The organism is Mycolicibacterium xanthum (assembly GCF_019710635.1).
Taxonomy (GTDB): Bacteria; Actinomycetota; Actinomycetes; order Mycobacteriales; family Mycobacteriaceae; genus Mycobacterium; species Mycobacterium xanthum.
This window is the reverse complement of the sequence record NZ_JAIFZS010000006.1, coordinates 229,883-241,308: the sequence shown is the minus strand read 5'-3', so window position 1 is coordinate 241,308 and position 11,426 is coordinate 229,883. Positions and strand designations below refer to the sequence as shown.

12 protein-coding genes and 1 pseudogene are annotated in these 11,426 nt (G+C 67.5%); 6 read left to right on the top strand and 7 right to left on the bottom strand.

The features are described from left to right. The 5 genes and pseudogenes from JDV09_RS26525 to JDV09_RS04310 form a co-directional block, all read right to left on the bottom strand. A pseudogene (locus tag JDV09_RS26525) lies at positions 1–186 on the bottom strand (hypothetical protein); the annotation flags it as partial. Beyond that, the gene (locus tag JDV09_RS04325; protein WP_221367865.1) at positions 183–1,145 is read right to left on the bottom strand and encodes a bifunctional MaoC family dehydratase N-terminal/OB-fold nucleic acid binding domain-containing protein; all 963 of its coding nucleotides are present in this window, start codon (positions 1,143–1,145) and stop codon (positions 183–185) included. The pseudogene JDV09_RS26525 and the gene JDV09_RS04325, both read right to left, overlap by 4 nt. Before the next feature lie 92 nt (positions 1,146–1,237). After that, the gene (fadE29, locus tag JDV09_RS04320; protein WP_221367864.1) at positions 1,238–2,401 is read right to left on the bottom strand and encodes an acyl-CoA dehydrogenase FadE29; all 1,164 of its coding nucleotides are present in this window, start codon (positions 2,399–2,401) and stop codon (positions 1,238–1,240) included. Further along, on the bottom strand, positions 2,402–3,403 hold the full coding sequence (locus JDV09_RS04315; protein WP_221367863.1) for an acyl-CoA dehydrogenase family protein: 1,002 nt from the start codon (positions 3,401–3,403) through the stop codon (positions 2,402–2,404). It abuts the gene before it with no gap. A 27-nt stretch (positions 3,404–3,430) separates the two neighbouring features. Next, a complete protein-coding gene (locus JDV09_RS04310; RefSeq protein ID WP_221367862.1) occupies positions 3,431–4,768 on the bottom strand; it encodes a cytochrome P450 in 1,338 nt (445 codons plus the stop codon). Positions 4,769–4,889: 121 nt separating this feature from the next. Between JDV09_RS04310 and JDV09_RS04305 the strand changes: the two genes are divergently transcribed. From JDV09_RS04305 to JDV09_RS04295, 3 genes are read left to right on the top strand one after another with little or no spacing between them, the layout of a single operon-like run. Continuing rightward, the gene (locus tag JDV09_RS04305; protein WP_221367861.1) at positions 4,890–6,065 is read left to right on the top strand and encodes a steroid 3-ketoacyl-CoA thiolase; all 1,176 of its coding nucleotides are present in this window, start codon (positions 4,890–4,892) and stop codon (positions 6,063–6,065) included. Between the two features lies 1 nt (position 6,066). Further along, positions 6,067–6,453, top strand: a complete 387-nt coding sequence (locus tag JDV09_RS04300; RefSeq protein WP_221367860.1) for a DUF8021 domain-containing protein — start codon at positions 6,067–6,069, stop codon at positions 6,451–6,453. A 9-nt stretch (positions 6,454–6,462) separates the two neighbouring features. Next, on the top strand, positions 6,463–6,942 hold the full coding sequence (locus tag JDV09_RS04295) for a nitroreductase family deazaflavin-dependent oxidoreductase (RefSeq protein WP_308124000.1): 480 nt from the start codon (positions 6,463–6,465) through the stop codon (positions 6,940–6,942). 236 nt (positions 6,943–7,178) lie between these two features. Here JDV09_RS04295 and JDV09_RS04290 read toward each other — a convergent pair whose 3' ends face one another. Together JDV09_RS04290 and JDV09_RS04285 are read right to left on the bottom strand one after the other, a co-directional pair. Further along, the gene (locus JDV09_RS04290) at positions 7,179–8,084 is read right to left on the bottom strand and encodes an SDR family oxidoreductase (protein WP_221367859.1); all 906 of its coding nucleotides are present in this window, start codon (positions 8,082–8,084) and stop codon (positions 7,179–7,181) included. Positions 8,085–8,096: 12 nt separating this feature from the next. Then, on the bottom strand, positions 8,097–8,888 hold the full coding sequence (locus tag JDV09_RS04285; protein ID WP_308123999.1) for an SDR family oxidoreductase: 792 nt from the start codon (positions 8,886–8,888) through the stop codon (positions 8,097–8,099). A gap of 62 nt (positions 8,889–8,950) precedes the next feature. Here JDV09_RS04285 and echA20 point away from each other — a divergent pair, with 62 nt between their 5' ends. Genes echA20 through ipdB form a run of 3 tightly spaced genes read left to right on the top strand, consistent with a single transcriptional unit; the run spans position 8,951 to position 11,419 of the window. Further along, a complete protein-coding gene (gene echA20 / locus JDV09_RS04280; RefSeq protein ID WP_221367857.1) occupies positions 8,951–9,718 on the top strand; it encodes a (7aS)-7a-methyl-1,5-dioxo-2,3,5,6,7,7a-hexahydro-1H-indene-carboxyl-CoA hydrolase in 768 nt (255 codons plus the stop codon). Positions 9,719–9,776: 58 nt separating this feature from the next. Next, positions 9,777–10,676, top strand: a complete 900-nt coding sequence (gene ipdA / locus JDV09_RS04275; protein WP_221367856.1) for a cholesterol ring-cleaving hydrolase subunit IpdA — start codon at positions 9,777–9,779, stop codon at positions 10,674–10,676. Then, positions 10,673–11,419: a cholesterol ring-cleaving hydrolase subunit IpdB gene (gene ipdB / locus JDV09_RS04270; protein ID WP_221367855.1), complete on the top strand. Its 747-nt coding sequence runs from the start codon at positions 10,673–10,675 to the stop codon at positions 11,417–11,419. The genes ipdA and ipdB overlap by 4 nt, the downstream gene beginning before the upstream one ends. Positions 11,420–11,426 lie beyond the last annotated feature (7 nt).

The window sequence follows — 11,426 nt, the reverse complement described above, 5'->3', positions numbered from 1 at the left end:
GCGTGTCGCGATGGCGGTCGAGACGATGAAGGTCGGATCGCCGTAGAGCGACAGTTCGGGCAGCTTGGTACCCACCTCGGGGGTCGCCGGAGCCGCCCCGGCGGCGACATCGGATTCGGCAGCCGCCCCGGCGGCGACATCGGATTCGGCAGCCGCCCCGGCGGCCATATCGGATTCGGCGCTCATGCCCGCGGCTCCCATGCGTAGAGGGTCCAGGCCGGACCCGATTCCCCGTCGGGAAAGTCGATATACGTTGCGCGGACAGGCATCCCGATCTCCACGGCGGCGGGATCGACGTTGCGGAGTTCACCGAGCATCCGGACACCCTCATCGAGTTCTACCAGCGCGATGACGAACGGCAGGGTGCGCCCGGGCACCTTGGGTGCGTGGTGCACCACGAAGCTGAACACGGTGCCGTTACCGCCGGCGACGAGATATTCGATGGGCTCCTCCTTATCCGCCCACAGCGCCGGCACCGGCGGATGCTGCAACGTGCCGTCCGGCCGCTTCTGGATACGCAGTTCGTGTGCGTTGACGCCGTCCCAGAAGAACTTGGTGTCCTTCGACGATGCCGGTCGCATCATCGACTCGGCGCTCAGATCCTCGGGCACGGCCGACGGCGGTGCATCCTGGTCGGCGGGCCGGAACTTCATGATGCGCCACATCATCTCGGCGACGGGCTCGTCGTCACCGACCGTCCAGGTGATGCGCTGCGTGATGAAGAAGCCTTCGCCCAGCGCCGTGCGCTTCGGGCCGACCACGTCGGTCAACTCGGCCGCGACGCTGACCTCCTCGCCGGGGCGCAGATAGCGGTGATAGGTCTGCTCGCAGTTGGTGGCGACCACACCGACATATCCTGCGTCGTCGAACAATTCGAGGATCCTGCTGAGCGGATCGTCGTCGGCGCGCACACCGCCTAGCCCCATCATGGTCCACACCTGGATCATGGCGGGGGGTGCGACGATGCCCGGATGGCCCGCCGCCCTGGCCACGTCGTCGTCCACGTAGATCGGGTTGCGGTCGCCCATCGCGTCGAGCCAGTGGTCGACCATCGGCTGGTTCACCGGATGGCGGCCGGCCCGGGGTTTGCTCCTGCCATCGGCCTTGACCCGCTCGGCCGCGGCCTTGATGTCATCGGTGCTCATCGGTTCCCTCTGCTCTTCGGGCAAGCCCTCATCGGTGCCGTCTGCTCTTCGGGCAAGCCCTCATCGGTGCCGTCTGCTCTTCGGGCAAGCCCTCACCGCGGAACCCTCGGGACCTTGAGGCCGGCGGCGGCGATCATCTCGCGCATCACCTCGTTGACCCCACCACCGAACGTGATCACCAGGTTTCGCTTGGTCTGTGCGTCGAGCCAGCGCAGCAGCTCGGCGGTCTCCGGGTCGGCGGGATTGCCGTACCTGCCGACGATCTCCTCGGCCAGCCGGCCGGCGTACTGGATGCGCTCGGTACCGAACACCTTGGTGGCAGCGGCATCCGCGACGTCGATCGTCTCCCCGGCCGCTGCGACCTGCCAGTTGAGCAGCTCGTTGATCCGCCACATGGCCTTCAACTCGCCCAGCGAACGCTTGACGTCGTCGTGCTCGATCGGGATGTCCCCGTTGGCAAGCGGTTTGGATGCCCACTCGTGCACACGATCGTAGAGCGAACCGAAACGTCCTGCCGGACCGAGCATCACCCGCTCGTTGTTCAGCTGGGTGGTGATCAGCCGCCAGCCGCCGTTCTCCTCGCCGACGAGCATGTCGGCGGGCACCCTCACATCGGTGTAGTAGGTCGCGTTGGTGTGGTGGGCACCGTCGGACAGGATCATCGGCGTCCATGAGTAGCCGGGATCCTTCGTGTCCACGATGAGGATCGAGATGCCCTTGTGTTTGGCGGCATTCGGGTCGGTTCGGCAGGCCAGCCAGATGTAGTCGGCGTCATGACCACCGGTGGTGAACACCTTCTGCCCATTGACGATATATTCGTCGCCCTGCCGAACCGCGGTGGTGCGCAACGAGGCGAGGTCGGTGCCGGCCTCAGGCTCGGTGTAGCCGATCGCGAAGTGAACCTCCCCGGCCAGGATGGCGGGCAGGAACTTCTGCTTCTGCGCCTCGGTCCCATACTGCTGCAGCGTGGGACCGACGGTCTGCAGCGTGACGGCAGGCAGTGGGACGTCGGCGCGCTGTGCCTCGTTGACGAAGATCGACTGCTCGATCGGGCCGAACCCCAGCCCACCGAACTCCTTGGGCCAGCCCACACCGAGCTTGCCATCGGATCCCATCCGCTTGATGACGGCGCGGTAAGCGTCGTTGTGGCGATCCTTCTCCATCGCCTTGCTCTCCTCCGGGGAGATCAGATTCGAGAAGTACTCGCGCAGTTCGGCTTGCAGTTGCTTCTGCTCGGGTGTCAGTTCGATGTACATTTACGCTCCCACCAGATCGAGGCGGTGTGACCGACCGCCCAACAGTCGGGTGAGGTCCTTGATCGTCGAGTAGTACCGGTCCATCGGGTAGTCGATGTCCATGCCCATCCCGCCGTGCAGGTGGTGGCAGAGCTGCATCGCCGGCGGTGCCTGTGAGGTGATCCAGTACCCGAGGATATCGAGATCCGTTGTGGCGTCCCGGCCCTGCGACAGTTCCCACGTCACCGCGTTCGAAGCCAACGTGATGGTGCGCGAGGCGATGTAGACCTCCGCGAGCTGAGCGGCCACCGTCTGGAACGTGGACAGCGGCTTGCCGAACTGTTCACGGCTGCCGACATAATCAGCGGTCAGGCGCAACGCTCCGGCGACCAACCCCGCGGCGAAGGCCCCCACCGCGGCCAGCGCGAGCTGGTTCACCCGGGCCGGTTCGGCGCCGGCCAGCACGTCCTCGTCGGCAACGGCGACATCGGTGAACGACACCGTCGCCTCCTTGCCCCCGTTGGCAGCGGGGGTCGACGTCACCTGCACACCATCAGCGTCACGGGCCACCACCACGACGCCGGAATCGGCCGTCACGACAATCCAATCCGCTTGTTGCGCATAGCCGACCGCGATCTTGGTGCCGTTGAGCTTCCCGCCGGACAGCACGACGCCCGGCCGGTCGGGCAGCGGTGCGCCGGGTTCGTTCAACGCGAGCGTCAGCACGGACCCCTTCGCGACACCGGCCAGCCAGCGGTCCTGCTGGGCCTCGGTGGCCAGGTCGAGCAGCACCGCCGTGGCACCCAACGTCGCCGGCGCGGGGCTGACGGTGCCGTGCCTGCCGATCTCGGTCAGCGCGGTCGCGATCTCGGCCAGACCGACGCCGTCGCCGCCGATCCGCTCCGGGACAGCCAGCGCGGTCACGCCACCGGACACCAGGGCATCCCAGCTGTTGTCGCGCTCGAGCACCGAGGTCACCACGTCGGCGACGGCCTGCTGTCCTTCGTCTGGACTGAAATCCACCCGACTCCTCCTCGAGTCTTCTGCGGTCTAGCCGGCCGAGGTCTGATTCGCCGGCTCGCCGGCCGAGGTCTGATTCGCCGGCTCGCCGGCCGAGGCCCGATTCGCCGGCTCGCCGGCGGGGCAGCTACCCGTGTAGTCAACCTGCCAGTGCTTTATGCCGTTGAGCCAGCCCGACTTGAGCCGCTCGGGCTCACCGATCGGCTTCAGGTCGGGCATGGTGTCGGCCACCGCATTCAAGATCAGGTTGATGGTCATCTTGGCGAGGTTGGCGCCGATGCAATAGTGCGCCCCGGTGCCACCGAACCCGACGTGCGGGTTCGGGTCGCGCATGATGTTGAAGTCGTAGGGGTGATCGAACACCTCTTCGTCGAAATTCGCCGAGCGGTAGGACATCACGACGCGCTCGCCCTTCTTGATCTTCACCCCGCCGAGCTCGGTGTCCTCGAGCGCCGTGCGCTGGAACGCCGACACCGGGGTGGCCCAGCGGACGATCTCGTCGGCGGCGGTCTCCGGGCGCTCCTTCTTGTACAACTCCCACTGGTCGGGGTGCTGCGAGAACGCGATCATCCCGTGGGTGATGGAGTTGCGGGTGGTCTCGTTGCCCGCCACCGCCAGCATGACCACGAAGAAGCCGAACTCGTCGTCGGAGAGCTTCTCGCCCTCGATGTCGGCCTCGATCAGCTTCGTCACGATGTCATCGGTCGGGTTCTTCTTGCGCTGCTCGGCCATCTGCATCGCATAGGTGATGAGCTCGAACGACGACATGGCCGGATCGACGTCGGCGTACTCCGGATCCTCACCGGCGGTCATCTCGTTGGACCAGCGGAACAGCTTGTCGCGGTCCTCCTGCGGGACACCGATCAGGCCGGCGATGGCCTGCAGCGGGAGCTCGCACGACACCTGCTCGACGAAGTCGCCGGAGCCCTGCGCCGCGGCCGACTCGGCGATCTTGTGGGCACGGACCTTCAACTCGGCCTCGAGTCGCCCGACGGCCCGCGGCGTGAACCCGCGGGAGATGATCTTGCGCAGCCGGGTGTGCTGGGGTGCATCCATGTTCAGCAGGACGGCCTTCTGCAGATCGATCGCGTCGCGGGTCATCCCCTGCGGCCACGTCGGGATGGCGCCGTCCGGGGAGCTGCCGAAGATGTCGCTGTGCCTGGAGACTTCCTTGACGTCGGCGTGCCGGGTGACGAGCCAGTAGCCCTTGTCGCCGAACCCACAGGTCCCGCCGGGCACGTCGACCCAGTGGATAGGCTCGCTCTTGCGCAACTCGGCGAGCTCCTCGACCGGCAGACGCTCCAGGTTCAGGGTCGCGTCGAGGAAGTCGAACTCAGGGCTGACGGGGCAAGAATTGGCGCCGGGCATTGTGGTGCACTCCTCAATTGCAACGTGTTCTAGTGCCAGTAAAACATGGCTTCTACGCAGATGAAAGGCACGAGGGCATCCCCGCTTGTCAGAGTAATGAAACGTGTTCTAGCCTGACGGAATGGGTACCCCCGTCATCGTCGAAGCCACCCGTAGCCCCATCGGTAAGCGCAACGGCTGGCTGTCCGGACTGCACGCCACCGAGTTGCTGGGGGCGGTGCAAAAGGCTCTCGTCGAGAAGGCACGGGTCGACTCCGGCTTCGAAGCAGACATGGTCGAGCAGGTCATCGGTGGTTGCGTGACGCAGTTCGGCGAGCAGTCCAACAACATCACGCGGGTGGGCTGGCTGGTGGCCGGACTGCCCGAGCAGGTCGGCGCGACGACGATCGACTGCCAGTGCGGCAGCGGGCAGCAGGCCAACGGCCTGATCGCCGGCCTCATCGCGACCGGTGCCATCGACGTCGGCATCGCGTGCGGCATCGAGGCGATGAGCCGGGTCGGCCTCGGCGCCAACGCCGGTCCCGACCGCAGCACCATCCGGCCCGCCTCGTGGGATATCGATCTGCCCGACCAGTTCACCGCTGCCGAGCGGATCGCCAAACGGCGCGGCATCATCCGCGAGGACATCGACCGCTTCGGGTTCGAATCGCAGCGCAAGGCCCAGCGAGCCTGGGCAGAAGGCCGGTTCGACCGCGAGATCTCGCCCATCGAGGCCCCGGTGCTCGACGAGAACAAGCGGCCTACCGACGAACGCGCGCCGGTCACCCGCGACCAGGGGCTGCGCGACACCACCCTGGAAGGCCTGGCCTCGCTGAAGCCGGTGCTCGAGGGCGGCATCCACACCGCGGGGACGTCCTCGCAGATCTCCGACGGCGCCGCCGCGGTGCTGTGGATGGACGAGGACAAGGCGAAGGCCCTCGGACTGCGGCCGCGGGCCCGCATCGTCAGCCAGGCACTGGTCGGCGCCGAGCCGTACTACCACCTCGACGGCCCCGTGCAGTCCACCACGAAGGTGCTGGAGAAGGCCGGTATGAAGATCGGCGACATCGACATCACCGAGATCAACGAGGCGTTCGCCTCGGTGGTGCTGTCCTGGGCGCGGGTACACGAACCCGACATGGACACCGTCAACGTCAACGGCGGCGCCATCGCGCTGGGCCATCCCGTCGGCAGCACCGGCAGCAGGCTGATCACCACGGCGCTGCACGAACTGGAGCGCACCGACAAGACCACCGCGCTGATCACCATGTGCGCTGGTGGCGCGCTGTCCACCGGGACGATCATCGAGCGGATCTGAGGTGGGAATCTCCGATGCGGACCGCATCGCCGCGGCCCAGGCCTACATCAGCGCGCTGGCCAGCCACGACGCCGATGCCGTGCCGTTCGCGCCGGGATGCACCCGCGTGGAGGTCGGGCTCAAGACCGGCTTCTCCGGAAACCACCTGCGCCGCAGCCTGAATCGGGGCCCGCAGTACCGGGTCATCCGGGAGGTCTCGGCGCCGGAGTTCACTGTGGACGGCGATACCGTGCGCGCCCGGTTCGAACTGTCGACCAAACCGGCGCTGGCCGGCCGCCGGGTCGGTGCGCGCGTCGACGAAACGTTCCTGATCCCGGCCGACGATCCGGCGGGACGCGCCCAGATCCACCACATCAACGCTTCCATCCGACCGTTTCTCACCCGATAAGGTGCATCCGTGGCCAACCCTTCCCGTCCGCTGAACGACAAGCAGATCAAGAGCCTGAACTCCAGCGCGGTCGGGTTCGGAATCAAGTGGATGTCACGCGCGCAGACGTGGCTGTTCAAGAAGACGAACGGACGGTTCGGCGACAAGTTCCTGCACGGCTCCGAGGTCGGCATCCTCACCACCGTCGGCCGCAAGACCGGTGAGCCCCGCGACGTCCCGCTGCTGTTCCTGCAGGAGGGACGACGCATCGTGCTGGTGGCGTCCCAGGCCGGCCGCCACACCCATCCGATGTGGTACCTGAACATCAAGGCCGATCCCAAGGTGAGATTCCAGACCAAGCACGAGACACTCGATCTCGTCGCCCGCGAAGCCACCGACGCCGAGCGCGACGAGTACTGGCCGAAGCTCGACGCGATGTACCCGGACTACCCGAACTACCGGTCCTACACCGACCGCAAGATTCCGATCCTGATCTGCGACCCGGCCTGAGAAGCCGGCTGTCGCAGCCCGTTGTCCACGTTGCGGAGGTGGCAAGACTTCATTCGGCTCCGAGTGGCGTTGGAACACAACCTCGACTGCTGGACAAGAGGCTCTGGGGGACGCCGCGGCTGCAAGGTCGATTTGATCGCGACCAGACCGTTGCACGACAGCGAACGACGGACACCACACGTCGGCGCCGGCCGGGGACAAGAACGCGACGAGCCGCTCCGGGGACCGGGCCGATCTCAGGCCCCGTACACCGGCACCGCCGGCCGAGCCTTGGCCAGCAGATCACCGACGACGGGGCCGAGCTCGGCGGGATCCCATCTGGCACCCTTGTCGATCTGCGGGCCGTGCGCCCAGCCCTCGGCGACCCGGATCTTGCCGCCCTCGACCTCGAAGACCCTGCCGGTGACGTCGCGGGACTCCACGCTGCCCAGCCACACCACCAGCGGCGAGACGTTCTCCGGGGCCATCGCGTCGAAGTCGTCGTCCTGGGTCGACATCATCTCGGCGAAGACCGTTTCGGTCATCCGGGTGCGCGCCGACGGCGCGATGGCGTTGACGGCGACCCCGTAGCGTCCCATCTCGGCCGCGGCGACCAGCGTCAGCGCCGCGATGCCCGCCTTGGCGGCGCTGTAGTTCGCCTGTCCCACGCTGCCCTGTAGGCCGGCGCCGGAACTCGTGTTGATGATGCGGGCATCGACGCTGTGGCCGGCCTTCGACTGCGCCCGCCAGTAGGCGGCGGCATGTTTCATCGTCGCGAAGTGCCCCTTCAGATGCACGGCGATGACGGCGTCGAACTCGTCCTCGCTGGTGTTGGCGAACATCCGGTCGCGCACGATGCCCGCGTTGTTCACCAGCACGTCGAGCGCACCGAAACTATCTATGGCGGTGTGGATCAACCCCTCGGCCTGCGCCCAGTCCGCGACGTTGGCGCCGCTGGTGACGGCTTCCCCACCGGCCGCGACGATCTCGTCGACCACGCCCTGGGCCGCGCTGCCGCCACCGGCCGGTGAGCCGTCCAGGCCGACACCGATGTCGTTGACCACCACCCGCGCGCCCTCGGCGGCGAATGCCAGCGCGTGCGCCCGGCCGATCCCGCCGCCGGCTCCCGTCACGATGACCACGCGGCCGTCGAGCAGTCCCATTACGTTGTCTCCTTACCTACCGATGTCCGCCGTGGTGGTCGACAGATAGTGTGGCGGTTCGCCGCCGCCGTGCACCTCCAGCGACGCGCCGCTGATGTAGCCCGCCGCATCCGAGGCGAGAAAGGCTGCGGCCCAACCGATGTCCTCCGGTGTGGCCAGCCGCCCCAGTGGCACATTGCGGGAGATCGCCGCGATGGAGTCGGCGTCGCCGTAGAACAGTTCGGCCTGCTCGGTCTCGACCATGCCGACCACGACGGTGTTCACCCGCACCTTGGGCGCCCACTCGACCGCCAGCGTGGTGGTCATGTTCTCCATACCCGCCTTCGCGGCACCGTAGGCCACCGTGCCCGGAGTGGGTCGACGGCCACTGACACTGCTGATGTTGACGATCGAGCCGCCGCGGTCCTGCCCCTGCATGACGGCGTTGGCGTGCGTCGACACCGACAGCGCGCCGAGCAGGTTGAGCTCGACGATCTTTCGGCTGAACCTCGCCGACGCCTCGGCGGCCGGGACGTAGGGCGAGCCGCCGGCATTGTTCACCACGACGTCGATGCCGCCGTGGTCGGCGACGATCCCGTCGACGAGCGCCGTGACCGACTCGTCGTCGCGGATGTCGCAAGCCCGAAACTCGTATGGGCTGCCCTCCACCGGGCGCCGGGCGCAGGTCACCACGGTGGCGCCCTGGCCGGCGAAAACCCTGCTGATCCCCGCGCCGACGCCACGCACACCGCCGGTGACGAGCACGACCCGGCCGGCCAGGCCCAGCCGGAACGCCGGGGATGCGCTGTCGACGGCGTCAGTCACTGTGCTAGCGTACCAAGCAAGTGCTTGCTTAGGTAGCCGACCCGGGAGACCAGGAGTCATTGATGACCGTCAGCACAAAGAACGTGGAACCGGGCATCGTCTCGGTCACCGTCGACTACCCGCCCGTCAACGCGATTCCGTCCCGGGGCTGGTTCGAGCTCTCCGACACCATCACCGCCGCCGGACGTGACGCGGGCACCCACGTGGTGATCCTGCGGGCCGAGGGTCGCGGATTCAACGCCGGGGTGGACATCAAAGAGATGCAACGGACGAAAGCAGAGGGGGCGGGCTTCACCGCTCTTCTGGACGCCAACCGCGGGTGCTACGAGGCGTTTCGCGCCGTGTACGAGTGTGCGGTGCCCGTCGTGGCGGCGGTCAACGGGTTCTGCGTCGGCGGCGGCATCGGCCTGGTCGGCAACGCCGACGTGATCGTCGCCTCCGACGATGCGACGTTCGGCCTGCCCGAGGTGGAGCGTGGCGCACTGGGCGCGGCCACCCACCTGTCCCGGCTGGTGCCCCAGCACATGATGCGCCGACTGTTCTTCACCGCGGCGACCGTCGACGCCCAGACCCTGCACCATTTCGGCTCGGTGCACGAGGTGGTGCCGCGCGACGAACTCGACGAGGCCGCGCTGCGGGTGGCACGCGACATCGCCGCCAAGGACACCCGGGTGATCCGCGCGGCCAAGGAGGCACTGAACTTCATCGACGTGCAGAAGGTGAACTCCAGCTACCGGATGGAGCAGGGCTTCACCTTCGAGCTCAACCTCTCCGGCGTCTCCGACGAGCACCGCGATGCCTTCGCGGGCACCGACAAGGGAGCGAGATGATTCGGCGGGTAGGAGCGATGGGCCCACGCGCGCAGCGCAGGGGACGACTGGGGGAACGATGACAGACAAGAGAACTACTCTCGATGAGGCGGTGGCCGGCGTCGAGAGCGGGATGACCATCGGCATCGGCGGCTGGGGATCACGACGCAAGCCGATGGCGTTCGTGCGGGCGCTGCTACGCACCGATGTCACCGACCTCACCGTGGTCACCTACGGCGGACCCGATCTCGGGCTGCTGTGCTCGGCGGGCAAGGTCAAGCGCGTCTACTACGGGTTCGTGTCGCTGGACTCCCCGCCGTTCTACGACCCCTGGTTCGCCAAGGCACGCACCACCGGCGCGATCGAATCCCGCGAGATGGACGAGGGCATGCTGCGCTGCGGCCTGCAGGCGGCCGCTCAGCGCCTGCCGTTCCTGCCGATCCGGGCCGGGCTGGGCAGCGACGTGCGCGCGTTCTGGGGTGACGAGCTGAAGACCGTGCGCTCGCCCTATCCGACCGGCGACGGCTTCGAAGAGCTGATCGCGATGCCCGCGCTGAAACTGGACGCGGCGTTCGTGCACATGAATGTCGGCGACGTCGCCGGTAACGCGGCCTACACCGGGATCGACCCCTATTTCGACGATCTGTTCCTGATGGCCGCAGAGCGGCGCCTGCTGTCGGTGGAGAACGTGGTGCCCACCGAGGAGCTGGTGAAATCCGTTCCCCCACAGGCCCTGCTGATCAACCGGATGATGGTCGACACCGTGGTGGAAGCCCCCAACGGCGCGCACTTCACCACCGCCGAGCCGGACTACCGCCGCGACGAGAAGTTCCAGCGGCACTACGCCGAGGCGGCCGGCTCGGATGAGACGTGGGCGCGGTTCGTCGACACCTATCTGTCCGGCGGCGAGGCCGACTACCAGGCTGCGGTACGCGACTTTGCCCGGGAGGCGGCCGCACAGAGGGAGAGCGCCAAGTGATCTCGGTAACCCGTGCCGAAGTGTGCGCCGTCGCCTGCGCCGAGCTGTTCCGCGACGCCGGCGAGATCATGGTCAGCCCGATGACCACCATCGTCTCGGTCGGCGCCCGACTGGCCCGCCTCACCTTCTCCCCCGACATCCTGCTGACCGACGGCGAGGCCCGGCTGATCGCCGACACCCCGGCCATCGGGGCGGCCGCGGCCATCGAGGGGTGGATGCCGTTCGGCCGGGTGTTCGAGACCCTGGCGTGGGGTCGCCGCCACGTCGTGATGGGCGCCAACCAGATCGACCGCTACGGCAACCAGAACCTCTCGGCCTTCGGCCCGCTGCAGCATCCGACCCGGCAGATGTTCGGCGTGCGCGGGGCGCCGGGCAACACCATCAACCATGCGACCAGCTACTGGGTGGGCAATCACTCCACGCGGGTGTTCTGCGACTCCGTCGACATCGTGTCCGGGATCGGTTGGGACAAGGTCGATCCCGACAACCCGGCCTACCGGTTCGTCAACGTCTTCCGCGTGGTCACCAACCTCGGCGTGTTCGACTTCAACGGGCCCGAGCACCGGATGCGGTCGGTCTCACTGCATCCCGGTGTGACGGCAGACCAGGTCACCGAGAACACCTCCTTCGAGGTGCACGGGCTCGCCGAAGCCGACACCACCCGGCTGCCCACCGGTGACGAGCAGCGCCTGCTGCGCGAGGTCATCGACCCGAAGGGCCTGCGGGACCGAGAGGTGAAGTAGGAAACGG

Coding starts and splice junctions, on each gene's coding strand:
- ipdA (WP_221367856.1), top strand. CDS start 9,777: ATGACAGACAAGAGAACTACTCTCGATGAGGCGGTGGCCGGCGTCGAG.
- fadE29 (WP_221367864.1), bottom strand. CDS start 2,401: ATGTACATCGAACTGACACCCGAGCAGAAGCAACTGCAAGCCGAACTG.
- JDV09_RS04325 (WP_221367865.1), bottom strand. CDS start 1,145: ATGAGCACCGATGACATCAAGGCCGCGGCCGAGCGGGTCAAGGCCGAT.
- JDV09_RS04310 (WP_221367862.1), bottom strand. CDS start 4,768: ATGCCCGGCGCCAATTCTTGCCCCGTCAGCCCTGAGTTCGACTTCCTC.
- JDV09_RS04305 (WP_221367861.1), top strand. CDS start 4,890: ATGGGTACCCCCGTCATCGTCGAAGCCACCCGTAGCCCCATCGGTAAG.
- echA20 (WP_221367857.1), top strand. CDS start 8,951: ATGACCGTCAGCACAAAGAACGTGGAACCGGGCATCGTCTCGGTCACC.
- JDV09_RS04290 (WP_221367859.1), bottom strand. CDS start 8,084: ATGGGACTGCTCGACGGCCGCGTGGTCATCGTGACGGGAGCCGGCGGC.